This is a genomic window from Pseudomonas sp. S1(2024), assembly GCF_046557535.1.
Window position 1 is genome coordinate 1 of sequence record NZ_JBKGFP010000072.1, and the last position, 26,972, is coordinate 26,972.

A 26,972-nucleotide genomic window follows, 5' to 3' on the forward strand; every position below is an offset into this window, starting at 1 on the left:
TCCTGGGCCAGCACCCGGGCATCGCCGCGGCCGCGGGTGAGGTACGACACGATCGCCCCCAACAACAGCAACACGACTTCCACATGGCCTTGGGCAATCTGATGCGTGGCCCGGGATATCGCATAGGGGTCGTCCCGGCAGAACGGGCCCGTGCCTTCATTGCCGCAGGTGCCTTCCCAGGCGAAGCGAATGCCGTCGACGTAGTACTCGCCGATACGCGGCAAGCCCTCGATGAAGAACTCGGCGATGGAGGCCAGCCCCAGCGCGCCGAGGATCCAGCCACTGACCTTGAGGCCCATGGCCGCGCCCGCGCCGGCGAACGGAATGGTTCCGGCGCCGCCGGCGAATGCGCCAACCCCCGCACCAATCAGGCCACCGGTAATGGTGCTGCCGGCGACGATCATCGCCATCTGCCGTACGACCATCAGCAGTTCGTCGACGATGCTGTTGATGTCAAGGTCGGCGAAGCGCTGGCGCAGCATGTGCGCCGCCTGCCATTCGGCGTGGTAGAAGGCTGTGCGGACAGCTTCTATACGGCGCAGGTTGAGGCCCAGCGAGGCGACTTCTTCATTGAGGCTGGTGCGGAACTGGCCACCGCTTTGGTAGCCCACCATGGCGATGACACGTGACTCGATCTCGTGCCAGGAGGGCACGAGGTAATCCAGGTACATGAGGTGTCTCCCTGACAGCGTGTACAGGGGGAAATCCCATCATGGATTCGGATCGGAGGTTTCTGAGTCAGCTGTAGGAAAAGGCGACTTCATTCCCGGCATGTTCGGCGAAGTTCATGTGTATGTGCTGTGAGAGGGCGGGGCGGGTGTCCGTGGTTGGTGGTGATGGCTGCTCATTGACGTCAAATTTTTGTTTTGCCGCTTCTGCCGCCCGGCAATTGCCGCTTTCGCGGCCGAAGGCGGAAGGCCTTTGCCGCTTTTCTGGCATCACTCTGACAGCACCTCGCTCTGCAAGCCCGTATTTCCGGGCTTTCGGTTGTTTGGCACAGCCCTTGCTACACCTTGGCCAACGATATTCCGGTCAACCTCCGAAGGTTTCCCCGACATGAGCATCAGCTTCGACAAGGCGCTTGGTATTCACGAAAAGGCTCTGGGCTTCCGCGCCCAGCGTGCCGAAGTGCTGGCCAACAACATCGCCAACGCCGACACGCCCAATTACAAGGCGCGAGACATGGACTTCGCTTCGGTGCTCGCTGCCGAGAGCGACAAGCAGCAGAGCGGCGGCCGTTTCAGCCTGGATCGTACCAACAGCCGCCATATCGAGGCCGAGGGCCTGGCCATGGTTGACGATACCCTCAAGTACCGCACGCCAACGCAGCCGTCGATCGACCAGAACACCGTGGACGCGCAGATCGAGCAATCGAACTACACCGAAAACGCCATCGGCTTCCAGGCCAGCTTCACTTTGCTCAACAGTAAATTCAAAGGGCTGGTTTCGGCCCTGCGGGGAGAATGACCATGTCCCTTTCCAGTGTCTTCAACATTGCCGGTAGCGGCATGAGTGCGCAGAACACGCGCCTGAACACCGTTGCTTCCAACATCGCCAACGCCGAGACGGTGTCCTCGAGCATCGACCAGACCTACCGCGCCCGCCACCCGGTGTTCGCCACCACCTTCCAGGACGCGCAGGCCGGCGGTAGCCAGTCGCTGTTCGAAGACCAGGGCGAGGCAGGGCAGGGCGTGCAGGTAAAAGGCATCGTCGAGGATCAAAGCAACCTGGAGGCCCGTTACGAGCCCAACCACCCAGCGGCGAACAAGGACGGTTACGTCTACTACCCGAACGTCAACGTGGTCGAAGAGATGGCTGACATGATCTCCGCCAGCCGCGCGTTCCAGACCAACGCCGAGCTGATGAATACGGCCAAGAGCATGATGCAGAAAGTCCTGACCCTGGGGCAGTGATAGGAAGCCGACATGACCACCACCAATTCCACCACCGAGGCCGGTAGCGCGTACCTGACCTCGCTGCAGAAGCAGACGTCGAAGACCGACAGCAGCACAGGCAGCGCCGGCAGCGCCTTGGGCAAGGATGCATTCCTGCAGTTGCTGGTTACCCAGATGAAGAACCAGAACCCGCTCGACCCGCAGGAGAACGGCGAGTTCGTGGCGCAGCTGGCGCAGTTCAGCAGCCTCGAAAGCATGCAGTCTCTGAATGATTCGGTGACCAGTATCGCGGCCGGTTTGCAGTCATCCCAGGCCTTGCAGGCGTCGTCACTGGTCGGGCGCAACGTAATTGTCGAGACCAACAAGGCTCTGGTCGACACCAGCAAGGAAATGAAAGGTACGGTCAATCTGACGTCGTCCAGTACTGCCACTTCGGTGGGCATCTACGACAAGGACGACAAGCTGGTGCGCACCATCGACCTGGGTACGCAGAAAGCCGGCAAGATCGACTTTACCTGGAATGGCCTGAATGACGACGGCGAAGCCGTCGCAGCAGGTGCCTACACCTTCAAGGCCACCGCCTCGATCGATGGCAAGGCCACCACCATGACCACCAACCTGCCGGCCTCGGTCACCAGTGTGACCATGGGCACCAACGGTTCGGAGATGACGCTCAACCTGGCTGGGCTGGGCAGTGTTGCGCTTTCCAAAATCCAAAGCATCGGCATCTAGGGCCTGAGCAAAACGACAGGAGTTACACATGTCTTTCAATACCGGCCTTAGCGGCCTCTATGCAGCGAACAAGGCCCTGAACGTTACCGGCAACAACATTGCCAACGTTGCCACCACCGGCTTCAAATCGTCGCGTGCCGAATTCGCCGACCAGTATTCCAACTCCATTCGCGGCACCAGCGCCGGCAAGACCGTGGTGGGCACTGGTGTGAAGACTGCTGCGGTGTCGCAGATGTTCTCCCCGGGCAATATCAACGGCACCGGTCAGGCCTTGGACATGGCCATCGATGGCAACGGCTTCTTCGTGATGAGCGACGGCGGTTCGAAGATCTACACCCGTGCCGGTGCGTTCTACAGCGACAAGGATGGTTACGTGGTCAACTCGTCGGGCGCCAACCTGCAAGGTTATGCAGTGGATGCCAATGGCAAGATCATGCAGGGCGTGCTGACCAACCTGCAGATCGATACCTCGAACCTGACGCCCAATCCGACCGGAAAAATCTCCGAGAACGTCAACCTGAACTCCAGTGCCACCGCGCCGGCCGTGACGCCGTTCGATCCCACCAATACCGGCAGCTACAACTACACATTCAACACCGACGTGTACGACAGCCAGGGTAACGCGCACCAGTTGAACCAGTACTTCGTCAAGGATGCCAGCAGCAACTCCTGGACCATGTACACCACCATCGATGGGCGTAACCCGGCCGACCCGACCTTGACCACGCCACTGACCAACAAGCTGCCGTTCAAGTCTGACGGCACCCTGGACACCGCGGCCATGACCGCAGGCCCGGTAGCCGGTGGCATGACCATCGCTGCCGACAAGACCTTCACCCTGGGCAACTGGATCCCGGCGCAGAAGAACGCTGCCGGCGTATGGAGCCCGAACGGCGCCACTGCCAACCTGGCCGGGGTGAACCTGGACATGCTCGGCACCACTCAGTACAACGCGGCAAGCGCCACCACCGCCAAGAGCCAGGACGGCTTCGCTACCGGTGAGCTGTCGGGCCTGACCATCGATCAAAGCGGCAACATGTTCGCCAACTTCACCAACGGCCAGGACAAGGTAATCGGCCAGGTGGCCATCGCCAACTTCGCCAACCTGCAGGGCCTGACGCCGATTGGCGGTACCAGCTGGCAAGAGTCCTACGCCTCGGGTGTGCCGGTAATCGGCGCTCCGGACACGGGTACTCTTGGCCAGATCAGTGGCGGTGCGCTGGAAGACTCCAACGTCGACCTGACCGGCGAGCTGGTCAACCTGATCAAGGCACAGAGCAACTATCAGGCCAACGCCAAGACCATCTCCACCGAAAGCACCATCATGCAGACCATCATCCAGATGGCCTGATGGTCATTGGGGCCGCAAAGCGGCCCCAAATTCTCGAGGTCCCAACGCATGAAACGGCTAATGCTCACAATCCTGTTGACCATGGCCCTGCCGCTCGCGGCCGCTCCCGCCCCGTTCTACCAATGGCAAAGCCTGGCCACCGGTCGCTACATGTGCTCGGCCAGCAGTCCGGGCGAAGGCTGGGTGCGCCATTCCGGTCCCTACAACAACGCCGCTTGCCGCACCTTCTAAGCAAACCCTTGCCGCAGGCGGCAAACATCCGCCGACAAACTGACGTTTATTGCCCCTCACTATGCTGAACCCCCTGTAAACAAGGGCTTTCAGAGTTGGTTCGATTATTGCTTTGACCTGCGCAGTGACAGCGCGGCAGCTACGCGCAGAGGAGATGCTGTGGACAAACTGCTTTATGTGGCCATGACCGGCGCCAGCCAGAACGCGCTGGCGCAGAAGGCCCACGCCAACAACCTGGCGAACATTTCCACCAACGGTTTCCAGCGTGACCTGGAGCAGGCACGTTCGATGCCGGTGTTCGGCGACAGCTTTCCGTCGCGCGCCTTTGCCATGACCGAACGCCCGGCCACCGACTTCAGTGAGGGCCCAATGGTCGAGACCGGCCGCGACCTGGATGTGGCGGTGACCGGCAAGGGGTTCATTGCCGTGCAGGCGCCCGATGGCAGCGAAGCCTACGTGCGTACCGGCAGCTTGAACATCGATGCCCTTGGCGTGCTACGTGCCGGCAATGGCATGCCGGTGATCGGTAATGGTGGCCCGATCGCCATTCCGCCGGAGCAGAAGGTGGAAGTGGGCGCCGACGGCACCATCAGCATTCGCTCCATGGGTGAAGACCCGCGGGTGATGGCCGAGGTCGACCGCATCAAGCTGGTCAACCCAGACACCAAAGGCCTGACCAAGGGCCTGGACGGCTTGATCCATACCCGCGACGGTCAGCCGGCCGACGCCGACGTCAACGTGCGGGTGGTGTCGGGTTTCCTGGAAGGCAGCAACGTCAATGCCGTCGAGGAAATGACCTCGGTGCTGGCGCTGTCCCGTCAGTTCGAACTGCACGTCAAGATGATGAATACGGCCAAGGAAGGCGACGAAGCCATGGCTCGGGTTTTGCAAATCGGCTAATCACTTTTGAACGGGTGCCGTAAAACAGGCGCACGAGGAGAATCAACATGCTTCCGGCTCTTTGGGTCGCTAAAACCGGCCTGTCCGCCCAGGACACCAACCTGACGGTCATTTCCAACAACCTGGCCAACGTTTCGACCACTGGTTTCAAACGTGACCGCGCCGAGTTCCAGGACCTGCTGTACCAGATCCGCCGTCAGCCTGGCGCCCAGTCTACGCAGGATAGCGAGCTGCCCTCGGGCCTGCAGGTCGGTACCGGTGTGCGTATTGTCGGCACCCAGAAAAGTTTCGTTGCCGGCAGCCTGCAGACCACCGAAAACCCGCTGGACATGGCGGTCAACGGCCGTGGCTTCTTCCAGATCCTGCAACCGGACGGCACAGTTTCGTATACCCGTGACGGTACCTTCCACCTGAACTCCGACGGCCAGATCGTCACCGCCAACGGTTACGCGCTGGAGCCTGCCATCGTCGTGCCGAACGACGCGCAGACCTTCACCGTCGGCCAGGACGGCACCGTGTCGATCACCACCGCCGGCAATCCGGCTGCGCAGGTGATCGGCAACATCCAGACCGCCGACTTCATCAACCCGGCGGGCCTGCAGGCGATTGGCGACAACCTTTTCCTCGAGACCGCTGCCAGTGGCGCGCCGCAGGTTGGCACCCCGGGCCTGAACGGGTTCGGCACCACCCTGCAGCAGACCCTGGAAAACTCCAACGTCAGCACCGTGGAAGAGTTGGTGAACATGATCACCACCCAGCGTGCCTACGAGATGAACTCCAAGGTCATTTCCACGGCTGACCAGATGCTGTCGTTCGTTACTCAACAGCTCTGAAGCAGGCAGCTCTAACCCCGTCACTCCGTTGCACCCGTGAGGTAAGCGTCATGAATCGTCTGTTGTCCGTTTTCGCCCTGGGGGGGGCGGTGTTGCTGGCAGGCTGCGTCGCGCCGACGCCCAAGCCCAACGACCCGTACTACGCGCCGGTACTGCCGCGCACCCCGTTGCCGGCAGCGGCCAACAACGGTTCGATCTACCAGGCCGGTTTCGAGCAGAACCTTTACAGCGACCGCAAGGCGTTCCGGGTGGGTGACATCATCACCATCACCCTCAACGAGCGCACATCGGCCAGCAAGAACGCCGGCTCGCAGATTCAGAAAAACAGCAACGCCAACATCGGCCTGACGTCATTGTTCGGCAGCACGCCGAGCACCAACAACCCGTTCGGCAGCGGTGACCTGTCGCTGGAGGCCGGCTACAGCGGCGAGCGCGCCACCAAGGGCGACAGCAAGGCCACCCAGGGCAACACCCTGACCGGTTCCATCACCGTGACCGTGGCCGAAGTGCTGCCCAACGGCATCATCGCCGTGCGCGGAGAGAAGTGGCTGACCCTGAACACCGGCGAAGAGCTGGTGCGCATTGCCGGCATGATCCGCGCCGACGACATCGCCACCGACAACACCGTGCCGTCCACCCGTGTGGCCGACGCGCGCATCACCTATTCCGGTACCGGCTCGTTCGCCGATGCCAGCCAGCCCGGGTGGCTGGACCGCTTCTTCATCAGCCCGCTTTGGCCTTTCTGAGTACGGATGACCATGTTCAACGTGAGGCAGCTGATTGCCGCAACCCTGCTCCTGTCCTGTGCTTTTGGCGCCCAGGCCGAGCGCCTGAAGGACATCGCCAGCATTTCTGGCGTGCGCTCCAACCAGCTGATCGGTTACGGCCTGGTGGTGGGGCTCAACGGCACGGGTGACCAGACCACCCAGACGCCATTCACCCTGCAGACCTTCAACAACATGCTGTCGCAGTTCGGCATCAAGGTGCCGGCCGGCTCCGGTAACGTGCAGCTGAAAAACGTTGCAGCAGTGTCGGTGCATGCCGACCTGCCAGCGTTCGCCAAGCCAGGCCAGGTGGTGGACATTACCGTGTCCTCGATCGGTAACTCCAAGAGCCTGCGCGGTGGCAGCCTGCTGATGACCCCGCTCAAGGGTATCGATGGCAACGTCTATGCCGTGGCCCAGGGCAACCTGGTGGTGGGCGGCTTCGATGCCGAGGGCCGTGACGGTTCGAAGATCACCGTCAACGTTCCGTCAGCCGGTCGCATCCCTGGCGGTGCTACCGTCGAGCGTGCGGTGCCGAGCGGCTTCAACCAGGGCAACAGCCTGACCCTGAACCTCAACCGCCCCGACTTCACCACCGCCAAGCGCATCGTCGACAAGGTCAACGACCTGCTCGGTCCGGGCGTGGCCCAGGCCGTGGACGGCGGTTCGGTGCGTGTCACTGCGCCGATGGACCCTAGCCAGCGCGTGGACTACCTGTCGATCCTCGAGAACCTCGAGATCGACCCGGGCCAGGCGGTCGCCAAGGTCATCATCAACTCGCGTACCGGCACCATCGTCATCGGCCAGAACGTCAAGGTGTCGCCGGCCGCGGTGACCCACGGCAGCCTAACCGTGACCATTACCGAAGACCCGATCGTCAGCCAGCCGGGGCCGTTCTCCAACGGCCAGACCGCCGTGGTGCCGCGCTCGCGGGTCAATGCCGAGCAGGAAGCCAAGCCGATGTTCAAGTTCGGCCCGGGTACCACGCTGGATGAAATCGTCCGCGCGGTGAACCAGGTGGGCGCAGCGCCCAGCGACCTGATGGCCATCCTCGAAGCCCTGAAACAGGCCGGCGCCTTGCAGGCCGACCTGATCGTGATCTGAGGACGGTGCGGATGAACAGCAAAAGCTTGGTTTCCGGCAGCGTCGACAGCGGCGCCTACACCGACCTCAACCGCCTCAGCTCGCTGAAGGTGGGTGACCGCGACAGCGAAGCCAACGTGCGCAAGGTGGCCCAGGAGTTCGAATCGCTGTTCATCAGCGAAATGCTCAAGGCCTCGCGCAAGGCCAGTGACGTGCTGGCCGACGACAACCCGATGAACACCGAAACGGTGAAGCAGTACCGCGACATGTACGACCAGCAGCTGGCCGTGAGCATGTCCCGCGAAGGTGGGGGTATCGGCCTGCAGGATGTGCTGGTGCGCCAGCTGACCAAGGGGCGCAGTGCATCCATCAACACCAGCCCGTTCCCACGGGCCGATGCCAGTGGCCCGGCATTGTGGGGCAGCAAGGTGGCGGAGCCGGCGCATGCCGCTGATTCGACGTCTGGCCGCAACGATGTTGCCGCGCTCAATGCGCGGCGACTGGCGTTGCCGAGCAAACTCACCGACCGCCTGCTGGCCGGCATCGTGCCGTCGGCGGCCACCGCTAACAGCGCTGCCGTGCCGGCCCGTGACGGTCAGCAGGTAGCCCAGGCCTTCGCCGTGCCGGACAACGGCCTGCGCATACTTGGCCGCGCCGTGGCCCAACCGCCACTGGCCCCGAACAAGGCCTTTGCCGACAGTGACGAGTTTGTCGCCACCATGCTGCCGATGGCCGAGCAGGCTGCCAAACGTATTGGTATCGACCCGCGCTACCTGGTGGCCCAGGCTGCTCTGGAAACCGGCTGGGGCAAATCGGTAATGCGCAATACCGATGGCAGCAGCAGCCACAACCTGTTCGGCATCAAGGCCACCGGCAACTGGCAGGGCGAGCAAGCGCGGGCGATCACCAGCGAGTTCCGTGACGGCCAGTTCGTCAAGGAAACGGCTGCATTCCGCAGCTACGACTCATACCAGGACAGCTTCCACGACCTGGTAAGCCTGTTGCAGAGCAATTCCCGCTATCAAGATGCCCTGAATTCGGCCGATAACCCTGAGCAGTTTGCAAGAGAGCTGCAAAAGGCAGGTTATGCGACCGACCCGGGCTATGCGAAAAAAATCATCAGCATTGCCCGGCAAATGCAAGCAACCCCGCAATACGCCATGGCTGGCAGAACCACGAATCTATAAAAGGACTAAATCATGTCGAGCCTGATTTCCATCGGCCTGAGTGGCCTGAGTGCCAGCCAGGCGGCATTGTCGGTCACCAGTAACAACATCGCCAACGCTGCGACCAGTGGCTATTCGCGCCAGCAGACGATCCAGGCAGCGGGCCCTTCGCACAACATCGGCGCGGGCTTTTTGGGCACCGGTACCACGCTGTCGGATGTGCGCCGCATCTACAGCGCCTATCTGGACAACCAGTTGCAGACCGCCACCTCGCTGCAGGCCGATTCGGTCGCCTTCCAGGACCAGATCACCAGCGTCGACAAGCTGCTGGCCGACCGTGACACCGGCATCAGTTCGGTCCTTACCGCATTCTTCTCGGCCCTGCAGACCGCATCGGCCAAGCCTGGTGATGTTGCCTCGCGGCAGCTGCTGCTGACCCAGGCGCAGACCTTGAGCAACCGCTTCAACGCGGTGTCCACCCAGCTGAACCAGCAGAACGAGGTGATCAATTCCCAGCTCGATACGCTGGCGGGGCAGGTCAACAAGCTCACCGGCAGCATCGCCGAATACAACAAGCAGATCGCCGCGGCCAGCGGCACCGGCAACACGCCCAACAGCCTGCTGGACGCACGCAGCGAAGCCGTGCGCCAGCTCAACGAGCTGGTCGGTGTAACGGTGCAGGAGCGTGACGGCAACTACGACGTCTACCTGGGCAGTGGCCAGTCGCTGGTCACCGGCAACAAGGCCAACACCCTGTCGGTACAGCCGGGTACCGCCGACAAGAGCCAGGCCAGCCTGCGCATCAACTATGAATCGTTCAGCTCCGATGTGACCTCGGTGATCACTGGTGGCACCATCGGCGGCCTTTTGCGCTATCGCCAGGATGTGCTGACACCATCGATGAACGAGCTCGGTCGGGTCGCCCTGGTGGTTGCCGACAGCATCAACAGCCAGTTGGGCCAGGGCCTGGATGCAAACGGCCAGTTCGGCAGCTCGCTGTTCTCCAGCATCAACAGTGCCACCGCCGTTGCCCAGCGCAGCCTGGCCTCGTCGAACAACAGCTCCGGCTCTGGCAACCTCAACGTGACCATTGCCGACAGTGGCGCGCTGAGCACCTACGACTACGAGGTGAAGTTCACTAGCGCCAATCAGTACAGCGTGCGCCGCTCCGACGGCACCGACATGGGCACCTTCGACCTCAGCGCCGACCCGGCACCAGTGATCGACGGCTTCAGCCTGTCGCTGAATGGCGGCGGCCTGGCGGCTGGGGACAGCTTCAAGGTGATCCCCACCCGTTCGGCAGCCGGTAGCATCACCACCACCCTCACCGATGCCAACAAGCTGGCTTTTGCCGGGCCGATCAGTGCCACGGCGGGCAGCGGCAACAGTGGTACCGGCACCATCACCCAGCCGACGCTGGGCGAATCACTGGACATCTACGGTGGGGCCGACACTGCGCTGATCCAGCAATCGATTCGCGACTCGATGCCGGTGCGCGTGGTGTTCGACGCGGCCAGTGGCGGCTCCCAGGGCTACAAGCTGTACGATGCCAAGGGCACCCAGATTGGTACCGGCAGCGTGGTGCCAGGGCAGGACAACAAGCTGTCGATCGCCGTGCCGATGCGTGATGCGTCCGGTAACCCGATTCTCGATGGCAGCGGCAATCCGAGTACCTTTGCCGTGGAAACCACCATTGGCGGCAGCCCGGCTACCAACGACAGCTTCACCCTGTCGTTCAATGCCGACGGCAAGGCCGACAACCGCAACGCCAACGCACTGCTGGACCTGCAGACCAAGTCGACCGTGGGCACCAACTCCGGCACCGGCACCAGCTTCACCTCGGCCTATGCCTCGCTGGTCGAGCGGGTAGGGGCCAAGGCCAGCCAGGCCGCCATCGATACCACGGCGACCCAGGCGGTGTTCAAGTCCGCCGCCGAAAGCCGAAGTGCGGTGTCGGGCGTCAACCTCGATGATGAGGCGGCCAGCCTGGTGAAGTTCCAGCACTACTACACGGCGTCGTCGCAGATCATCAAGGCGGCGCAAGAAACCTTCAGCACCCTGATCAACGCCTTGTAAGGAGTAGACTACCGTGCGCATTTCCACTGCTCAGTTCTACGAGACCAGCGCCACCGGCTACTCGCAGAACTACTCCAACCTGGCCAAGATCACCGAACAGGTTACCTCCAAGTCGCGCATCCAGTCGGCCGGCGACGACCCGGTCGGCGCTGCGCGCCTGCTGGTGTTGCAGCAACAGAGCGCCTTGCTGGACCAGTACAGCGGCAACATGACCACAGTCAAGAACGCCCTGTTGCAGGAAGAGAGCGTGCTGTCGACCATCAACGATGCCCTGCAGCGCGCCAGCGAGTTGGCGATCCAGGCCGGCAACGGTGGCCTGAGCGATGCCGACCGTACCTCGATTGCCAGTGAGATCAAGGAAATCGAAGCCAACGTCTTCGGTCTGCTGAACTCTCGCGACGCCAACGGCGACTACATGTTCGGCGGCTCCAAGTCGTCGACCCCACCCTATGTGCGCAACGCCGACGGCACCTACAGCTACCAGGGCGACCAGACCCAGCTGAGCCTGCAGGTGTCCGACACCCTGCGCCTGGCGACCAACGACACCGGCTACAGCATTTTCGACCAGGCCACCAACAACAGCCGCACCCAGTCGAACCTGGTGGCACCGTCGCCGGATGATGGCAAGGTGCTGCTCTCTGGCGGCCTGCTGACGTCGGCCACCACCTACAGCAACCAGTTTGCTGCTGGCCAGCCTTATACCGTCACATTCACCAGTGCCACCGAGTACAGCGTGAAGGACGCAGCCGGCAACGACATCACCACCGAAACGGCGGGCAAGGGCAAGTTCGACGTCAACACCGAAGGCGGCAAGATGATTTCGCTGCGGGGCGTCGACTTCGAAATCAACCTGAACCTGGCGGAGGGCGATGATGCCGACGCCGTGGTGGCGGGCCACGTTTTCACCCTCGAAGCCAAGCCAGACACCCTGGCTGCCACCCGCAGCGCTGGTAACCCATCGACCGCGCAGGTAACCGGTACCAGTATCACTGACCCTGATGCCTACCGCAGCACCTTCCCGAGCAACGGTGCGGTGATCCGCTTCACCAGTGATACGGAGTATTCGCTGTATGCGCAGCCGTACTCTGCCGATAGCAAGCCTATTGCCTCCGGTACACTAGGAGCGGGCAATGCGATCACGGTGGCCGGCGTTACCTACCAGTTTGACAGCGCACCAGCCCAGGGTGACCAGTTCTCGGTCAATGCCAATACCCACCGCTCACAGAACGTGCTGGACACCCTGGGTCAGCTGCGCAGTGCCCTGGAAAAGCCCCTTGACTCGCCAGAGGCGCAGGCTGCGCTGAAAACTGCCACCGACTCGGCGATCTCCAACCTGGCCAGTGCCCGTGACAGCATCGACATTACCCGTGGCTCCATCGGTGCACGGGCCAACTCGCTGGAAATTCAGGCGCAGGAGAACGAAAGCCTGGGCTTGGCCAACAAAAGCACGCAAAGCGCTATCGGCGATACCGACATGGCTTCGGCGACCATCCAGCTGACGCTGCAGCAGGCCATGCTCGAAGCCTCGCAGCTGGCGTTTGCGCGTATTTCACAGCTGAGCCTGTTCGACAAGATCTGATCGGGCGCCTGGCAGGCTGGAGCGCTCGCCCTAGTGGGCGCTGCTGCCCTGCTCAATTTCTGGAAGCTGGCGCGATCCCTGTGGGAGCGGGTTTACCCGCGAACACCGGCGCAGCCGGTGCCATCCACCGCGTCGCCTGCTTCGCGGGTGAACCCGCTCCCACAGGTGTCGATCAGGTTTCAGGATCCCACTTACTTGTGGATGCTTTTTGCTGACTTACGCGTCAGAAGCTACCCCGCAGGTGTTGTGTCTGTTCGGTCACTCCCCGAATTCCCCAAGTCCCCCACACCTTCCACACGGCTTTCGTAGCATTTCAATGTGACCAATGAGTCAAAACGGTCATCTTCCCTGTATTCTATGCAACAGCTGTTGCAGCATTTTGTTACCGGTGCGCAGGCGAGCACTGCCTTCAACCCCCAGCGGTGACGTTCCGGTATTTGGCGCCCTCAATTCATCGAGTGGTGGTCTTTGGCTGTTTTCATTGGGAAGCCAGAATGATTGGCATCAAAAGCATCGCGAGTTACGTGCCCACCGCTGGCCTGGACAACTATGTTCAGGGTGCGAAGTTCGGCAAGGACGAAGAGTTCATGTTTGGCAAGATCGGCGCATCGTTCCTGCCGCGCAAGGCCGCCGAGCAGGAAACCTCGGACCTGTGCGTGGAAGCCGCCCAGGCGCTGTTCGCAAGCAATCCCGACCTCGACCCGCAATCGATCGATGCGCTGATCGTGGTCACCCAGAACGGTGACGAAGAAGGCCTGCCGCACACTGCCGCCATCGTCCAGAGCAAGCTCGGCCTGTCTACCCGCGTGGCGGCGTTCGACGTGTCGCTGGGCTGCTCCGGCTACGTGTACGGCTTGTATGCCATCAAGGGCTTCATGGAAGCGGCGGGGCTGAAGAACGGCCTGCTGATCACCGCCGACCCGTATTCGAAGATCGTCGACCCGGAAGACCGCAACACCACCATGTTGTTCGGTGATGCCGCCACGGCTACCTGGATGGGTGAAAACGCGGTCTGGAACCTGGGCCAGGCGCGCTTCGGTACCGACGGTTCCGGTGCCGAGCACCTCAAGGTGAGTGATGGCAAGTTCTTCATGAACGGCCGCCAGGTGTTCAACTTTGCCCTGGTCAAGGTGCCGGCGCATCTGCACGAACTGCTGGATGCCAGTGGTCTGAAGTCGTCGGATATCGACGCCTTCTGCATCCACCAGGGCAGTGCGGCGATTGTCGATGCCGTGGCCCGGCGTTTCGAAGAGGACCACCCGGAAAAGTTCGTGAAAGACATGCTGGAAACCGGCAATACCGTTTCCTCCAGTGTGCCGCTGCTGCTGCAGAAGCACATGCTCGACGGTAGCTGGAAGCGCGTGGCGATCAGCGGCTTTGGCGTGGGCCTGTCGTGGGGCTCGGCCATCCTGTACCGCGACTGATCCCCCCAGCAGTCCAGAAAAAGCGCCCGGCGGCCACCGCCCGGCGCTTTTTTAATGCTCGAAAGAAAATCGAGGCCGTCACGCGGTTTCTGTGGGAGCGGGCATGCCCGCGAACACCGGCGAAGCCGGTGCCATCCATCGCGTTGCCTTCTTCGCGGGCGCGCCCGCTCCCACAGGGCAGGGTGATGCTCCTGATATGGCATTTGGCCTACTCCCGCACAGTTTTTGACGCCAATAAACTGCCCCTAACCCCTTGATTTCTCAGGGCTGGCCCCATGCCAGCATTTTTTTTTCAAAAACGCCCTCAAGCAACCCGCACACCCGACGATAACTATTACGAAGGTTCTCTAGGCCACACCCGGCTGTCGCCAGGGCCGGAAGCCGCAGTATCCATACAACGAGGAATTCGTCATGGCTTTGACCGTTAACACAAACATCACCTCCATGAGTGTTCAGAAGAACCTGAACAAGTCGTCCGACGCCTTGGGCACCACCATGGGTCGTCTGTCCTCTGGCCTGAAAATCAACAGTGCCAAAGACGACGCCGCTGGCCTGCAGATCTCCAATCGTCTGACCACTCAAATCAAAGGCCTGAGCGTTGCGGTCAAGAACGCCAACGATGGTATCTCCATAGCGCAAACTGCTGAAGGCGCCATGGCGACTTCCGGCAACATCATGCAGCGTATGCGCGAACTGGCCCTGCAATCGGCGAACGGTTCGAACAGCGATGACGACCGTGCCTCCATGCAGCAGGAGTTTACCGCTCTGTCGGGCGAGCTCACCCGTATTGCTAACACCACCACCTTCGGTGGTCGTAACCTGCTGGATGGAACCTTCTCTGGCAGCAGCTTCCAAGTTGGCGCAAACTCCAACGAAAGCATTTCGTTCGGCATGAAAGATGTAAGCGCTACCGCGATGAAGGGTAACTACAACGAAGCCAGTGTCGCCGGCGGCGTTGCTACCCTGCAAGCCAGCGTTACCGGTGCGGCCGGTAAGTTCGGCACCAACAATGCCGGCAGCACTTCTGCTTCTGTTGTGGGTACTGCAGGCGCAGGCGTATTTGATAAGCCGACCATCGGTGCTGCTGCCGGTAACTTGGTGCTGAACGTTGGTACCACCACCACCACCATCGCGGCTGCGGCAGGCGACACCCTGCAGGACGTGGTTGACAACATCAACCTACAAACCAGCAATACCGGTGTTACCGCAAGCATCGACAGTTCCACCGGTGCGCTGAAGCTCGACGGCACCCAAGCATTCACCATCGATGCCAGCACTGATGACGTCTTGAGCACTGCCTTGGGCCTGGCGGAGGCCGGTGGTGCGCAGCTGTCGAAAACCGGTACTGCCAACCTGCGTGATGGCGTATTGGGTGCCGGTGGTGCCGGTAACCTGACGCTCGGCTCTACCAACATTGCATTAGTTGCGACTGACACCCTGTCTTCGGTAGTCGGCAAGGTTAATGCTCAAACCGGCACGACTGGTGTAACAGCTTCCATTGACAGTGCCACTGGGCAACTGAAACTGAACTCGGCTGCTGGTTTCGACGTAAGTGGTGCTGCGGGTACCTTGGCTGGCCTGGGTCTGACTGCAGGTTCTGTTGCCATAGCGCCTCAGACTACTGGTCTGGCGTCGGCTGCTTCGATCGATATCAATGGCACTACCTTCAACTTCGCTCAAGGCGATGACCTGGATGCGATCGTTGACAACATCAACAACAATGGTGCAGGCGCTGTCGGTTCGGGTACTGCCCTGACTGGTGTCACTGCCAAAAATGATAACGGTCGCCTGGTGCTGACTTCTGCCAATGGCCAGGACATTAAGCTGGACAATGGCTCTGGCGTGACTGGCCAAGGGGCGCTGGCTGCCGTAGGTCTGAACTCGGGCACCACCAAGGCTGGTTTGGTTGCTGATACCTCCATCTCTCTGAACGGCGTAGAAGTCAAGTTCAAGAAGGGCGATGACATGGATAGCATCGCAGCCTCCATCAACGCCGCTAGCACCGGTGTCAACGCGAGCGTTGTGGTTAATGCCGGCAGCAGCACTCTGTCGCTGTTCGCGGACCAGGACATCACCGTTGCTGATGGCAGCAATGGTACCGGTCTGGCCGCGCTGGGGCTGACTGCTGTTGCAGGCACGACCTCTGCCGTCGAGATGGAATCTACCGTTTCCAACCTGAACATCCTGGATGCGCAAAGTGCGCAGCAGGCCATCCAGGTTCTGGACGGTGCCATGCAATCGCTTGACTCTCAGCGTTCCCAGCTGGGTGCAGTGCAGAACCGTTTCGACAGCACTGTTGCCAACCTGCAGTCAATCTCGGAAAACTCCACCGCAGCCCGTAGCCGTATCCAGGATGCCGACTTCGCTGCCGAAACCGCGGAGCTGAGCAAGCAGCAAACCCTGCAGCAAGCTTCCACCGCTATCCTGTCGCAGGCGAACCAGCTGCCATCTTCGGTACTGAAGCTGCTCGGCTAATTTGAGTCTGTGATGAATCGCGAAAGGGTGCGGCAACGTACCCTTTCGTTTTCTGATTCTATGAGGCAAGCATCATGGATATGAGTGTCAAGCTGAGCTCTGTTCTCTCTGCGCCCACCGCTCAAGAAGCCAGTAGTGCGCAGCCATTGAGCAAATTGAATGCTGAGCTGCCCGGCATGCCGACCAGGGAAGTCCAGCGGCCGGAACTCGAGAAAGCGGTCAGCGACATACAAGAATATGTCAAAGCTTCGCAGCGTCAGTTGGATTTTTCCGTGGACGATTCAACGGGCACCCTGGTGGTCAAGGTTATTGCCACTGGCAGTGGCGAAGTCATTCGACAGCTTCCAAGTGAAGCAGCCCTGAGCCTGGCTCGCAGTCTGGCGGAGGGTAATGGTTTTTTACTTGATGACAATGTGTGATGTTGGCATGAGTCTTGAGACAGACTTTGTCTCGCTCATTCATCGTCAAGCTATTGGCATTCGCTGATTAGGGATATAAGCAATGGCAAGTACAACAGTCAGTGGTATCGGTTCCGGCGTTGATACCCAGTCGATTGTCAAGGCTCTGGCCGATGCCGAAAAGGCGCCCAAGCAACTGCAGATCACTACTCAACAGAAGACGAATACCACACAAGTGTCTGCTGTTGGCATGATTAAGAATGCATTGGATACCTTCCGCTCTGCGATTGCCAAGCTGAATACATCCACCTCTTTCACAGGGCTTGCGGGTACGTCTTCCGATGAAAAAGTCGCCAGGGCAACCGTGACCGCGTCCGCTTCTGCGGGTAACTACGCGTTGGAAGTCACTCAGCTCGCCACCTCTTCGAAGATCACAACTGATGTTTTCGCCGGCGGAGTTTCTTCCGTCGTGAACAATAGCGGTGATCCCCAGACCTTGACCATTTCGCAGTCCTCTGCAGACTACAATGTCACGATTCCGGATGGGGCGACCCTGCAGCAGGTTCGCGACCTGATAAATAAACAACTGGGCTCACAAGGCATCAACGCCAACATCCTGACGGATGCCAAGGGCTCACGGCTGGTAATGAGTTCTTCGACGACCGGCGAAGGCTCCGATATCACATTGAGCGGTGACTCCACCCTCGTCCAGAATGCCACGCCCGGCGCGCCGGCTCAAAATGCAAAATACACAGTTGACGGCCTGGAGCTTGAGTCCAAGAGTAATACTGTCACTGGCGCAATCAGTGGCGTCAACTTCGAATTGTTGGCTGAAGGTAAGTCAAGACTCAGCGTTGCGACCAATGCCAGTACGCTGAAAACTTCAGTGCAATCTTTTGTCAGTGCCTATAACGCCTTGATCACGGCAATCAACACGCAGACAAAAGTCACGGCCACTGGCGATGCTAGCACTACCACCTCCGGAGCGCTGACCGGGGATGCGACGATGCGTGCCTTGGTCTCGACAGTGCGGAACGAACTGGTGAAGAGCACCGGGTCGGGAAGCATCTCTATGCTTTCGCAGATGGGTATCAATACCGATCAGCAGACGGGCCTGCTGGTGCTGGACGACACCAAGTGGGACAAGGCGGTCGCCAAGGGTGCAGCCGATATCGCGGCGGTGTTCACCGGTGACAAGGGCTTGATCAAACGCATGACTGCGGCCACGGATGCTTACACTGGCACGACTGGGATCTTGGCAACGCGGACAAAGAACCTCAACGACAACTTAACTGAGCTCACCAAGCAGCAAGAGGCGCTCGATCGTCGTATTGAGACGTTGACTGCCGCGCTGACAGCTAAATACAACGCGATGGATACTCTCGTCGCCAAGCTCAATGCCACTAGCTCCAGCGTGATGGCGACCCTGAATGCGATGAACAAGGCCAATAACGACGACTGATGGTCGTATTAAAGATCTTTGGGGTCAAGCCGATCACTTAGGTATGTAGCCCTGTGTAGCCCCGTTCAAAGAGGATTTCCCATGCACCCAATGAGAGCCCTTCGTCAGTACCAGAAGGTCAATTCACACGCTCAGATTTCCGAAGCCACTCCGCACCGCCTAGTGCAGATGTTGATGGAAGGCTCGCTCGATCGCATGGCTCAGGCCAAAGGGGCGATCGCGCGCGGCGACGTGGCGCAGAAAGGGGTGATGCTGGGCAAGGCCATCGACATCATCGGCGGTCTGCGTGAAGGCCTGGACAAGGAAAAGACCGACAACCCGGACGAACTGGACCGCCTCGACAGCCTTTACGACTACATGGCTCGTCGTCTGACCCAGGCCAACCTGCACAGCGACCCGGCAATTATCGATGAAGTCGCACAGCTGATGATCACTGTGAAAAGCGGCTGGGACGCCATCGCCTCCGCCGAGCAATAACACCCTGAGGACACTCCCTATGAGCGCGTTGCAGAAAATCGAAGATACCCGTCTGGCCCTGAGCCAGGCCCTGCAAGCGCGCGACTGGGCGGCCATTGGTGAGCTCGACCTGGCGTGTCGGGCGCTGATGGATGAAGTGCTGCAGGAGGGGCGGGGAGATGAAGCCGCCGTGCGGGCTAATCTGGAAGCGTTGATGGCGGTTTATCGTCAGCTAATCGACGTTGCAAGTGACGAGCGTCAATCCTTGGTCACGCAAATGTCGAATATCAACCAAGCGAAACACGCCACAAAGGTATACCATCTGTTCAGCTGAAGCTGGCCAGAATGCAACGCTTCGGCGCCATAAATTTGACTGCCTTTAAGTTTTTGACTTTACTAGTGGCTGTTTTCGAATTTCAGACGTCCGAACACTGACCATTCAGTCGGAATGATGTCGAGCACGCCCTCGGGCGCCGATATGACTAGGGAAGTTGCTATTGCATGTGGCGTGAAACCAAGATTCTGCTGATCGACGACGACAGCGCACGCCGCCGCGACCTGGCGGTGGTGCTTAACTTCCTCGGCGAAGAAAACCTCGCTTGCTCCAGCCAGGACTGGCAGCAAGTGGTCGAGCCGTTGTCTTCGAGTCGCGAAGTGCTGTGCGTGCTTATCGGCACTGTAAATGCCCCGGGCAGTGTGCTTGGGCTCGTTAAGACAGTGACTGGGTGGGATGAGTTCCTTCCGGTTCTGCTTTTAGGTGAAATTTCTTCTGCGGAGTTCCCGGAAGACCTTCGCCGCCGGGTGCTTTCCAACCTGGAAATGCCGCCAAGCTACAGCCAGCTGCTGGATTCGCTGCACCGTGCCCAGGTCTATCGCGAGATGTACGACCAGGCGCGCGAGCGTGGTCGCCAGCGCGAACCCAACCTGTTCCGCAGCCTGGTCGGCACCAGCCGTGCCATTCAGCACGTGCGGCAGATGATGCAGCAAGTGGCCGATACCGATGCCAGCGTGCTGATCCTGGGTGAGTCCGGCACCGGCAAGGAAGTGGTCGCGCGCAACCTGCACTACCATTCCAAACGCCGCGAAGCGCCGTTCGTGCCGGTCAACTGCGGTGCGATCCCGGCCGAGCTGCTGGAAAGCGAACTGTTCGGCCACGAGAAGGGCGCCTTCACCGGGGCGATCACCAGCCGTGCCGGGCGCTTCGAGCTGGCCAACGGCGGTACCCTGTTCCTTGACGAAATCGGCGACATGCCGTTGCCGATGCAGGTCAAGCTGTTGCGCGTGCTGCAGGAGCGTACTTTCGAGCGCGTGGGCAGCAACAAGACCCAGAGCATCGATGTGCGCATCATTGCCGCGACCCACAAGAACCTCGAGACCATGATCGAGGAGGGTACGTTCCGCGAAGACCTGTACTACCGCCTGAACGTGTTCCCCATCGAGATGGCGCCGCTGCGTGAGCGGGTGGAAGACATCCCGCTGCTGATGAATGAGCTGATCTCGCGCATGGAGCACGAGAAGCGCGGGTCCATCCGCTTCAACTCCGCGTCGATCATGTCGCTGTGTCGCCACGGCTGGCCGGGCAACGTACGTGAGCTGGCCAACCTGGTCGAGCGCATGGCGATCATGCACCCGTACGGGGTGATTGGCGTTTCCGAGCTGCCGAAGAAATTCCGTTACGTCGATGACGAAGACGAGCAGATGGTCGACAGCCTGCGCAGCGACCTGGAAGAGCGCGTGGCGATCAACGGCCATACGCCGAACTTCAGCAACCACGCCATGCTGCCACCTGAAGGCCTGGACCTGAAGGATTACCTGGGCAGCCTGGAGCAGGGCCTGATCCAGCAGGCGCTGGACGATGCCAACGGTATCGTTGCGCGCGCAGCTGAACGTTTGCGCATTCGCCGCACCACCTTGGTCGAGAAGATGCGCAAGTATGGCATGAGCCGCCAGGGCGGCGAGGAGCAGGCGGAGGATTGACGCCTGGCGGTTGTCTGTACCGGCCTCTTCGCGGGCACGCCCGCCCCCACAGGAACGATGCACAGCTTGATTCGATGATATCCCTGTAGGAGCGGGTTCACCCGCGAAGGGGCCGGCACAGCCAACCCAAATCCCTATCTCCGGCACGGCTATTGCTACACCGCTGGTAACACACCGTTTTTATGACGGTCAGCCACGCGAGAGAGCAAGATGCCCCAGGCCGCCCACGTAATCCGAGCCCCCGATCCGCAGGGGCAAACCCCGATCGAGCAGGACAGTCGCCAGGGTGTCGAGCAGGCCTTCGCCCTGTTCAATCAGGTGTCCAGCCAGTTGAGTCAGTCCTACAGCCTGCTGGAGGCCCGGGTCAGCGAGCTCAAGGGCGAGCTGGCGGTGGTCAGCGCCCAGCGCATCGATGAACTGAGCGAAAAGGAACGCCTGGCCAACCGCCTGCAAAACCTGTTGGACCTGCTGCCCGGCGGGGTGATCGTGATCGATGGCCAGGGCCTGGTACGCGAAGCCAACCCGGCAGCCTGCGAATTGCTCGGCGAGCCGCTGGTCGGCCAGCTGTGGCGCCAGGTGATCGCCCGCAGCTTTGCCCCACGCAAGGATGACGGTCACGAAGTCTCGCTGCGCGATGGCCGCCGCCTGTCCATTGCCACTCGCTCGCTGGATGCCGAACCTGGCCAATTGGTGTTGCTCAACGACCTGACCGAAACCCGTCGCCTGCAGGACCAATTGGCTCGCCACGAGCGTCTGTCGTCGCTGGGGCGCATGGTTGCCTCGCTGGCGCACCAGATCCGCACCCCGCTGTCGGCGGCAATGCTCTATGCCAGCCACCTGGCTGACCCCGAACAAGACCTGGGCGCGGAAACCCGCCAGCGCTTTGCCGGCACCCTGAAGGAGCGCCTGCACGAGCTGGAGCATCAGGTCCGCGACATGTTGGTATTCGCTCGTGGCGAGCTGCCGCTGGGTGATCGAGTCACGCCAAAAGCCCTGTTCCAGGCTCTGCAGCAGGCTGCCCAGGCGCATGTGCAAGGGCACGCCGTGCGCTGGCAGTGCGACAGCCACCTGGGTGAGCTGCTGTGCAACCGGGACACCTTGATTGGTGCATTGCTCAACCTGATCGAAAATGCGCTGCAAGCCAGCGACGGCCCGGCGCGCCTGAAGGTGCACCTGTTCCGCCGCGAGCGCAGCCTGCACCTGTGTGTAAGCGACGCCGGCAGTGGCATAGATGCCGACCTGCTCGGTCGCCTGGGCGAGCCGTTCCTGACCACCAAGGCCACTGGCACCGGCTTGGGCTTGGCCGTGGTCAAGGCCGTGGTGCGTGCGCACCAAGGTACGCTGCGCCTGCGCTCCAAGGTTGGCCGTGGCACCTGTGTGTGGGTGGAGCTGCCGTTGATCGGTGGGCAGCTGGCGGAGGGCATGTAATGACGATCAAGGTGCTGCTGGTCGAGGACGACCGTGTATTGCGCCAGGCACTGGGCGATACCCTGGAAATCGGCGGTTTCGCCTACCAGGCGGTAGGCAGTGCCGAAGAAGCGTTGGAAGCAGTGCTGGAGGAGGCCTTCAGCCTGGTGGTCAGCGATGTGAACATGCCTGGCATGGATGGGCACCAACTGCTGGCCCAGCTGCGCCGCCAGCAACCGCAACTGCCCGTGTTGCTGATGACTGCGCATGCCGCGGTGGAGCGCGCCGTCGAGGCGATGCGCCAAGGGGCTGCCGACTATCTGGTCAAGCCGTTCGAGCCCAAGGCATTGCTCAGCCTGGTCGAGCGGCATGCCGCCGGGCGCGTGGCTGAAGAAGAAGGCCCGGTGGCTTGCGAGCCAGCCAGCCGACAGTTGCTGGAGCTGGCCGCCCGCGTGGCGCGCAGTGACTCGACCGTGCTGATTTCGGGCGAGTCCGGCACCGGCAAGGAAGTGCTGGCGCGCTATATCCACCAACAGTCGGCGCGCGCGGCTCAACCCTTCGTGGCGATCAACTGTGCGGCCATCCCCGACAACATGCTCGAGGCCACCCTGTTCGGCCACGAGAAGGGCGCCTTCACTGGCGCCATTGCCGCCCAGGTCGGCAAGTTCGAGCAGGCCGAGGGTGGCACCTTGCTGCTCGATGAAATCTCGGAAATGCCGATGGCTTTGCAGGCCAAGCTTTTGCGCGTGCTGCAGGAGCGCGAGGTGGAGCGGGTCGGCGGGCGCAAGCCGATCAGCCTGGATATCCGTGTGCTGGCCACCACCAACCGTGACCTGGCTGGCGAAGTGGCTGCCGGGCGTTTTCGTGAAGACCTGTACTATCGCCTGTCGGTGTTCCCTCTGGCCTGGCGCCCGCTGCGCGAACGCCCGGGTGACATCCTGCAACTGGCCGAGCGCTTGTTGGCGCGCCACGTGGCCAAGATGAAGCATGCCCCGGTGCGCCTGTCGCCCCAGGCACAAGACTGCCTGCAGGCGTACGCCTGGCCGGGCAACGTACGCGAACTGGACAATGCCCTGCAGCGGGCGTTGATCCTGCAGCAGGGTGGGGTGATCGAGGCGGCGGATTTCTGTCTGGCGGGCGCCATTCCATTGTCAGCCGGCACAGAGCCATCACTCGAGGTGGTGGCCGAGGCTGGCGGGCTGGGCGATGACATGCGTCGTCATGAGTACCAGATGATCATCGACACCCTGCGAGCCGAGCGCGGCCGCCGCAAGGAGGCGGCCGAACGCCTGGGGATAAGCCCGCGTACCTTGCGCTACAAGCTGGCGCAGATGCGCGATGCCGGGTTTGACGTCGAGGCCAGCCTGTTCGGCTGACGGGCAATATATACCGCTGCTGGCGCGGTCCCCGTGTGGGAGCGGGCGTGCCCGCGAAGAATTCGACGCGATGGCTGGCACCGGCTGTGCCGGTGTTCGCGGGCGCGCCCGCTCCCACAGGGATCGCGTTGCTCGCCAAGGCTGGCACCTTTGTTGCTTTAGGTTGGCTATCCGCCGCATCACTGTCAAAAAAATGCGGCCGCAGGAGAGAGAAGGGTCATGAGCCAAGGTGTTGAATTCAATCGTCTGATGTTGGACATGCGGGCCATGCAGGCCGATGCCATGTCGCTGCCCAAGGTGGCCGCCGCCCCCGAGCTGGCGCCGGGGCAGAGTACCTTTGCCGACATGCTCGGCCAGGCCATCGGCAAGGTGCATGAGACTCAGCAGGCTTCGACCCAACTGGCCAACGCTTTCGAGATCGGCAAGAGTGGCGTCGACCTGACCGACGTGATGATCGCTTCGCAAAAGGCCAGCGTGTCGATGCAGGCCCTGACCCAGGTACGCAACAAGCTGGTCCAGGCGTACCAGGACATCATGCAGATGCCGGTTTGAGGACGGACGTAAACCATGGCTGAAGCAGTCGTCGACAACGCCCCTGCCAAGAGCGGCCCGCCCGCGGCCAAGCCGCCGCTGTTCGGCATGGCGTTTCTGGAAAACATCGCGCAGATGCCCATGCTGCGTCAGATCGGCCTCATGGTCGGCCTGGCCGCCAGCGTGGCGATCGGCTTTGCCGTGGTGCTGTGGTCGCAACAACCCGATTACCGTCCGCTGTACGGCAGCCTGGCCGGCATGGACACCAAGCAGGTCATGGATACCCTGGCCGCCGCCGACATCCCCTACAACGTCGAGCCCAACTCCGGGGCTCTGCTGGTCAAGGCCGACGACCTCTCCCGTGCGCGCCTGAAACTGGCGGCCGCCGGGGTGGCGCCAAGCGATGGCAACGTCGGTTTCGAGCTGCTCGACAAGGAGCAGGGCCTGGGCACCAGCCAGTTCATGGAAGCCACCCGTTACCGTCGCAGCCTGGAAGGCGAACTTGCGCGTACCGTGTCCAGCCTGAACAACGTCAAGGGCGCGCGCGTGCACCTGGCCATCCCGAAAAGCTCGGTGTTCGTGCGTGACGAACGCAAGCCCAGCGCCTCGGTACTGGTCGAACTGTACCCGGGCCGTGCCCTGGAAGCCGGGCAGGTGATGGCCATCGTCAACCTGGTCGCCACCAGCGTGCCGGAACTGGACAAGTCCCAGGTCACAGTAGTCGACCAGAAGGGCAACCTGCTGTCCGAGCAGATCCAGGACACCGCCCTGACCCAGGCAGGCAAGCAGTTCGACTACAGCCGCCGGGTAGAAAGCATGCTCACCCAGCGGGTACACAACATCCTGCAGCCGGTGCTGGGCAATGACCGCTACAAGGCCGAAGTGTCTGCCGACCTGGACTTCAGCGCGGTCGAGTCCACCTCCGAGCAGTTCAACCCCGACCAGCCGGCGCTGCGCAGCGAGCAATCGGTCGATGAACAACGTGCCAGCAGCCAAGGCCCGCAAGGCGTGCCTGGCGCGCTGAGCAACCAGCCGCCAGGCGCTGCATCGGCACCGCAGACAACCGGTGGCGCCGCCACGCCGGCTGCTGCCATCCAGCCAGGCCAGCCGCTGGTGGATGCCAATGGTCAGCAGATCATGGACCCGGCCACCGGCCAGCCTATGCTTGCGCCGTATCCGTCGGATAAACGTCAGCAGAGTACCAAGAACTTCGAGCTCGACCGCTCCATCAGCCATACCCGCCAGCAGCAGGGGCGCATGACCCGCCTGTCGGTGGCGGTAGTGGTGGACGATCAGGTCAAGATCGACCCGGCCACCGGCGACACCACCCGTGCGCCTTGGGGCGCCGAGGACCTGGCACGCTTCACGCGCCTGGTACAGGACGCGGTCGGCTTCGATGCCAGCCGTGGCGACAGTGTGACGGTGATCAACGTGCCGTTCGCCGCCGACCGTGGCGAAGAGATCGCCGACATCGCCTTCTACCAGCAGCCGTGGTTCTGGGACATCGTCAAGCAGGTGCTGGGCGTGGTGTTCATCCTGGTACTGGTATTCGGTGTGTTGCGGCCGGTGCTGAACAATATTACAGGGGGCGGCAAGCAGGCTGCCCCGGACAGCGACATGGAGCTGGGCGGCATGATGGGTCTGGATGGCGAACTGGCCAACGACCGCGTCACTCTGGGTGGCCCGACAAGCATTCTGCTGCCTAGCCCCAGCGAGGGTTACGAGGCACAGCTCAACGCAATCAAAGGCCTGGTGGCCGAAGACCCGGGCCGCGTTGCCCAGGTCGTGAAAGAGTGGATCAACGCCGATGAGTGACAACCGAGCCGTTACCGCCAAGCTGAGCCGCGTCGACAAGGCGGCAATCCTCCTGCTTTCTTTGGGCGAGACCGACGCGGCCCAGGTGCTGCGGCACATGGGGCCAAAGGAAGTACAGCGGGTGGGTGTGGCCATGGCCCAGATGGGCAATGTGCACCGTGACCAGGTCGAGCAGGTGATGAGCGAGTTCGTCGAAATCGTCGGCGACCAGACCAGCCTGGGCGTGGGCTCCGATGCCTACATCCGCAAGATGCTCAACCAGGCGCTGGGCGAGGACAAGGCCAACGGCCTGGTCGACCGCATCCTGCTCGGTGGCAACACCAGTGGCCTGGACAGCCTCAAGTGGATGGAGCCGCGCGCCGTTGCCGATGTGATCCGCTACGAGCACCCGCAGATCCAGGCCATCGTGGTCGCCTACCTCGACCCCGACCAGGCCGGCGAAGTGTTGAGCAACTTCGACCACAAGGTGCGCCTGGACATCGTCCTGCGCGTGTCGTCGCTGAACACTGTGCAACCGGCGGCGTTGAAGGAGCTGAACCAGATCCTCGAGAAGCAGTTCTCGGGCAATTCCAATGCGGCACGTACCACCTTGGGTGGCATCAAGCGCGCCGCCGACATCATGAACTTCCTCGACAGCTCGGTGGAAGGTGCGCTGATGGACGCGATCCGCGAGATCGACAGCGACCTGTCGGAGCAGATCGAAGACCTGATGTTCGTCTTCAACAACCTGGCCGATGTCGACGACCGTGGCATCCAGGCGCTGCTGCGCGAAGTCTCGTCCGACGTGCTGGTGGTATCGCTCAAGGGCGCCGACGAGCGGGTCAAGGACAAGATCTTCAAGAACATGTCCAAACGTGCCTCGGAGCTGTTGCGCGACGACCTGGAGGCCAAGGGGCCGGTGCGGGTCAGCGACGTGGAAACGGCGCAGAAGGAAATCCTCACCATCGCCCGCCGCATGGCCGAGGCCGGCGAGATCGTGCTCGGCGGCAAGGGTGCCGAGGAAATGATCTGACACTGATGGTGAACCCACCGTTGACCCTG

The 26,972-nt window shown here is 61.6% G+C and carries 26 protein-coding genes; 24 read left to right on the forward strand and 2 right to left on the reverse strand.

The features are described from left to right. Together ACLCGK_RS20045 and ACLCGK_RS20050 are read right to left on the reverse strand one after the other, a co-directional pair. A partial coding sequence (locus ACLCGK_RS20045; RefSeq protein WP_410952014.1) for a DUF6861 domain-containing protein occupies positions 1 to 671 on the reverse strand: 671 nt, incomplete at its 3' end. A gap of 67 nt (positions 672 to 738) precedes the next feature. Then, positions 739 to 942, reverse strand: coding sequence for a hypothetical protein (locus ACLCGK_RS20050; protein WP_410952749.1), 204 nt, complete (start codon positions 940 to 942; stop codon positions 739 to 741). Between the two features lie 114 nt (positions 943 to 1,056). On the opposite strand from ACLCGK_RS20050, the gene flgB reads away from it, so the two are divergent. From flgB to fliG, 24 genes are all read left to right on the forward strand, one after another. Continuing rightward, the gene (gene flgB / locus ACLCGK_RS20055; RefSeq protein ID WP_023661397.1) at positions 1,057 to 1,467 is read left to right on the forward strand and encodes a flagellar basal body rod protein FlgB; all 411 of its coding nucleotides are present in this window, start codon (positions 1,057 to 1,059) and stop codon (positions 1,465 to 1,467) included. A gap of 2 nt (positions 1,468 to 1,469) precedes the next feature. Beyond that, complete coding sequence (gene flgC / locus ACLCGK_RS20060) at positions 1,470 to 1,913, forward strand: flagellar basal body rod protein FlgC (RefSeq protein WP_025340101.1); 444 nt, start codon at positions 1,470 to 1,472, stop codon at positions 1,911 to 1,913. Between the two features lie 12 nt (positions 1,914 to 1,925). After that, the gene (gene flgD, locus ACLCGK_RS20065; protein ID WP_397461289.1) at positions 1,926 to 2,627 is read left to right on the forward strand and encodes a flagellar hook assembly protein FlgD; all 702 of its coding nucleotides are present in this window, start codon (positions 1,926 to 1,928) and stop codon (positions 2,625 to 2,627) included. A gap of 28 nt (positions 2,628 to 2,655) precedes the next feature. Further along, positions 2,656 to 3,978, forward strand: a complete 1,323-nt coding sequence (gene flgE / locus ACLCGK_RS20070) for a flagellar hook protein FlgE (protein ID WP_023661398.1) — start codon at positions 2,656 to 2,658, stop codon at positions 3,976 to 3,978. A gap of 60 nt (positions 3,979 to 4,038) precedes the next feature. After that, entirely contained in the window at positions 4,039 to 4,209 is a 171-nt protein-coding gene (locus ACLCGK_RS20075) for a hypothetical protein (protein WP_013973623.1), read from the forward strand. Between the two features lie 159 nt (positions 4,210 to 4,368). Beyond that, positions 4,369 to 5,109: a flagellar basal-body rod protein FlgF gene (gene flgF, locus ACLCGK_RS20080; protein WP_013973622.1), complete on the forward strand. Its 741-nt coding sequence runs from the start codon at positions 4,369 to 4,371 to the stop codon at positions 5,107 to 5,109. Between the two features lie 47 nt (positions 5,110 to 5,156). Then, positions 5,157 to 5,942, forward strand: a complete 786-nt coding sequence (gene flgG, locus ACLCGK_RS20085; protein WP_013973621.1) for a flagellar basal-body rod protein FlgG — start codon at positions 5,157 to 5,159, stop codon at positions 5,940 to 5,942. Positions 5,943 to 5,992: 50 nt separating this feature from the next. Continuing rightward, positions 5,993 to 6,688, forward strand: a complete 696-nt coding sequence (flgH, locus tag ACLCGK_RS20090; RefSeq protein ID WP_013973620.1) for a flagellar basal body L-ring protein FlgH — start codon at positions 5,993 to 5,995, stop codon at positions 6,686 to 6,688. Between the two features lie 12 nt (positions 6,689 to 6,700). After that, positions 6,701 to 7,810 carry a flagellar basal body P-ring protein FlgI gene (locus tag ACLCGK_RS20095; RefSeq protein WP_015271237.1) on the forward strand — a complete coding sequence of 370 codons (1,110 nt, stop codon included), beginning with the start codon at positions 6,701 to 6,703 and terminating at the stop codon, positions 7,808 to 7,810. An 11-nt stretch (positions 7,811 to 7,821) separates the two neighbouring features. Further along, complete coding sequence (flgJ, locus tag ACLCGK_RS20100; RefSeq protein ID WP_410952750.1) at positions 7,822 to 8,976, forward strand: flagellar assembly peptidoglycan hydrolase FlgJ; 1,155 nt, start codon at positions 7,822 to 7,824, stop codon at positions 8,974 to 8,976. Positions 8,977 to 8,988: 12 nt separating this feature from the next. Further along, positions 8,989 to 11,031: a flagellar hook-associated protein FlgK gene (gene flgK / locus ACLCGK_RS20105; RefSeq protein WP_410952751.1), complete on the forward strand. Its 2,043-nt coding sequence runs from the start codon at positions 8,989 to 8,991 to the stop codon at positions 11,029 to 11,031. 13 nt (positions 11,032 to 11,044) lie between these two features. Next, entirely contained in the window at positions 11,045 to 12,610 is a 1,566-nt protein-coding gene (locus ACLCGK_RS20110) for a flagellar hook-associated protein 3 (RefSeq protein ID WP_410952752.1), read from the forward strand. A 494-nt stretch (positions 12,611 to 13,104) separates the two neighbouring features. Further along, complete coding sequence (locus tag ACLCGK_RS20115; protein ID WP_025340093.1) at positions 13,105 to 14,034, forward strand: ketoacyl-ACP synthase III; 930 nt, start codon at positions 13,105 to 13,107, stop codon at positions 14,032 to 14,034. Between the two features lie 411 nt (positions 14,035 to 14,445). Beyond that, complete coding sequence (locus tag ACLCGK_RS20120) at positions 14,446 to 16,509, forward strand: flagellin hook IN motif-containing protein (RefSeq protein WP_410952753.1); 2,064 nt, start codon at positions 14,446 to 14,448, stop codon at positions 16,507 to 16,509. A gap of 74 nt (positions 16,510 to 16,583) precedes the next feature. Continuing rightward, positions 16,584 to 16,928 (forward strand): flagellar protein FlaG, encoded by a 345-nt coding sequence (locus tag ACLCGK_RS20125; RefSeq protein ID WP_410952754.1) that lies wholly within the window; start codon positions 16,584 to 16,586, stop codon positions 16,926 to 16,928. Between the two features lie 82 nt (positions 16,929 to 17,010). Continuing rightward, the gene (gene fliD, locus ACLCGK_RS20130) at positions 17,011 to 18,369 is read left to right on the forward strand and encodes a flagellar filament capping protein FliD (protein ID WP_410952755.1); all 1,359 of its coding nucleotides are present in this window, start codon (positions 17,011 to 17,013) and stop codon (positions 18,367 to 18,369) included. Positions 18,370 to 18,450: 81 nt separating this feature from the next. Further along, positions 18,451 to 18,846 (forward strand): flagellar export chaperone FliS, encoded by a 396-nt coding sequence (gene fliS, locus ACLCGK_RS20135; protein WP_330142708.1) that lies wholly within the window; start codon positions 18,451 to 18,453, stop codon positions 18,844 to 18,846. Positions 18,847 to 18,865: 19 nt separating this feature from the next. Beyond that, positions 18,866 to 19,159 carry a flagellar protein FliT gene (locus ACLCGK_RS20140; RefSeq protein WP_410952756.1) on the forward strand — a complete coding sequence of 98 codons (294 nt, stop codon included), beginning with the start codon at positions 18,866 to 18,868 and terminating at the stop codon, positions 19,157 to 19,159. Positions 19,160 to 19,326: 167 nt separating this feature from the next. Continuing rightward, entirely contained in the window at positions 19,327 to 20,802 is a 1,476-nt protein-coding gene (gene fleQ, locus ACLCGK_RS20145) for a transcriptional regulator FleQ (protein WP_015271222.1), read from the forward strand. A gap of 210 nt (positions 20,803 to 21,012) precedes the next feature. Further along, positions 21,013 to 22,230 (forward strand): sensor histidine kinase, encoded by a 1,218-nt coding sequence (locus ACLCGK_RS20150; RefSeq protein WP_256667751.1) that lies wholly within the window; start codon positions 21,013 to 21,015, stop codon positions 22,228 to 22,230. Then, on the forward strand, positions 22,230 to 23,585 hold the full coding sequence (locus ACLCGK_RS20155) for a sigma-54-dependent transcriptional regulator (RefSeq protein WP_169774812.1): 1,356 nt from the start codon (positions 22,230 to 22,232) through the stop codon (positions 23,583 to 23,585). Before ACLCGK_RS20150 ends, ACLCGK_RS20155 begins: the two co-directional genes overlap by 1 nt. Before the next feature lie 219 nt (positions 23,586 to 23,804). Next, complete coding sequence (gene fliE / locus ACLCGK_RS20160; RefSeq protein ID WP_013973606.1) at positions 23,805 to 24,137, forward strand: flagellar hook-basal body complex protein FliE; 333 nt, start codon at positions 23,805 to 23,807, stop codon at positions 24,135 to 24,137. A 15-nt stretch (positions 24,138 to 24,152) separates the two neighbouring features. Then, positions 24,153 to 25,931, forward strand: a complete 1,779-nt coding sequence (gene fliF, locus ACLCGK_RS20165; RefSeq protein WP_013973605.1) for a flagellar basal-body MS-ring/collar protein FliF — start codon at positions 24,153 to 24,155, stop codon at positions 25,929 to 25,931. Next, the gene (gene fliG, locus ACLCGK_RS20170) at positions 25,924 to 26,943 is read left to right on the forward strand and encodes a flagellar motor switch protein FliG (protein ID WP_013973604.1); all 1,020 of its coding nucleotides are present in this window, start codon (positions 25,924 to 25,926) and stop codon (positions 26,941 to 26,943) included. The genes fliF and fliG overlap by 8 nt, the downstream gene beginning before the upstream one ends. Positions 26,944 to 26,972 lie beyond the last annotated feature (29 nt).

Excerpts from the sequence above, each read along its gene's own strand:
- flgB (WP_023661397.1), top strand. The coding sequence starts at position 1,057 with ATGAGCATCAGCTTCGACAAGGCGCTTGGTATTCACGAAAAGGCTCTG.
- flgC (WP_025340101.1), top strand. The coding sequence starts at position 1,470 with ATGTCCCTTTCCAGTGTCTTCAACATTGCCGGTAGCGGCATGAGTGCG.
- flgD (WP_397461289.1), top strand. The coding sequence starts at position 1,926 with ATGACCACCACCAATTCCACCACCGAGGCCGGTAGCGCGTACCTGACC.
- flgE (WP_023661398.1), top strand. The coding sequence starts at position 2,656 with ATGTCTTTCAATACCGGCCTTAGCGGCCTCTATGCAGCGAACAAGGCC.
- ACLCGK_RS20075 (WP_013973623.1), top strand. The coding sequence starts at position 4,039 with ATGCTCACAATCCTGTTGACCATGGCCCTGCCGCTCGCGGCCGCTCCC.
- flgG (WP_013973621.1), top strand. The coding sequence starts at position 5,157 with ATGCTTCCGGCTCTTTGGGTCGCTAAAACCGGCCTGTCCGCCCAGGAC.
- flgH (WP_013973620.1), top strand. The coding sequence starts at position 5,993 with ATGAATCGTCTGTTGTCCGTTTTCGCCCTGGGGGGGGCGGTGTTGCTG.
- ACLCGK_RS20095 (WP_015271237.1), top strand. The coding sequence starts at position 6,701 with ATGTTCAACGTGAGGCAGCTGATTGCCGCAACCCTGCTCCTGTCCTGT.
- flgJ (WP_410952750.1), top strand. The coding sequence starts at position 7,822 with ATGAACAGCAAAAGCTTGGTTTCCGGCAGCGTCGACAGCGGCGCCTAC.
- flgK (WP_410952751.1), top strand. The coding sequence starts at position 8,989 with ATGTCGAGCCTGATTTCCATCGGCCTGAGTGGCCTGAGTGCCAGCCAG.
- ACLCGK_RS20115 (WP_025340093.1), top strand. The coding sequence starts at position 13,105 with ATGATTGGCATCAAAAGCATCGCGAGTTACGTGCCCACCGCTGGCCTG.
- ACLCGK_RS20120 (WP_410952753.1), top strand. The coding sequence starts at position 14,446 with ATGGCTTTGACCGTTAACACAAACATCACCTCCATGAGTGTTCAGAAG.
- ACLCGK_RS20125 (WP_410952754.1), top strand. The coding sequence starts at position 16,584 with ATGGATATGAGTGTCAAGCTGAGCTCTGTTCTCTCTGCGCCCACCGCT.
- fliD (WP_410952755.1), top strand. The coding sequence starts at position 17,011 with ATGGCAAGTACAACAGTCAGTGGTATCGGTTCCGGCGTTGATACCCAG.
- fliS (WP_330142708.1), top strand. The coding sequence starts at position 18,451 with ATGCACCCAATGAGAGCCCTTCGTCAGTACCAGAAGGTCAATTCACAC.
- ACLCGK_RS20140 (WP_410952756.1), top strand. The coding sequence starts at position 18,866 with ATGAGCGCGTTGCAGAAAATCGAAGATACCCGTCTGGCCCTGAGCCAG.
- fleQ (WP_015271222.1), top strand. The coding sequence starts at position 19,327 with ATGTGGCGTGAAACCAAGATTCTGCTGATCGACGACGACAGCGCACGC.
- ACLCGK_RS20150 (WP_256667751.1), top strand. The coding sequence starts at position 21,013 with ATGCCCCAGGCCGCCCACGTAATCCGAGCCCCCGATCCGCAGGGGCAA.
- ACLCGK_RS20155 (WP_169774812.1), top strand. The coding sequence starts at position 22,230 with ATGACGATCAAGGTGCTGCTGGTCGAGGACGACCGTGTATTGCGCCAG.
- fliE (WP_013973606.1), top strand. The coding sequence starts at position 23,805 with ATGAGCCAAGGTGTTGAATTCAATCGTCTGATGTTGGACATGCGGGCC.
- fliF (WP_013973605.1), top strand. The coding sequence starts at position 24,153 with ATGGCTGAAGCAGTCGTCGACAACGCCCCTGCCAAGAGCGGCCCGCCC.
- fliG (WP_013973604.1), top strand. The coding sequence starts at position 25,924 with ATGAGTGACAACCGAGCCGTTACCGCCAAGCTGAGCCGCGTCGACAAG.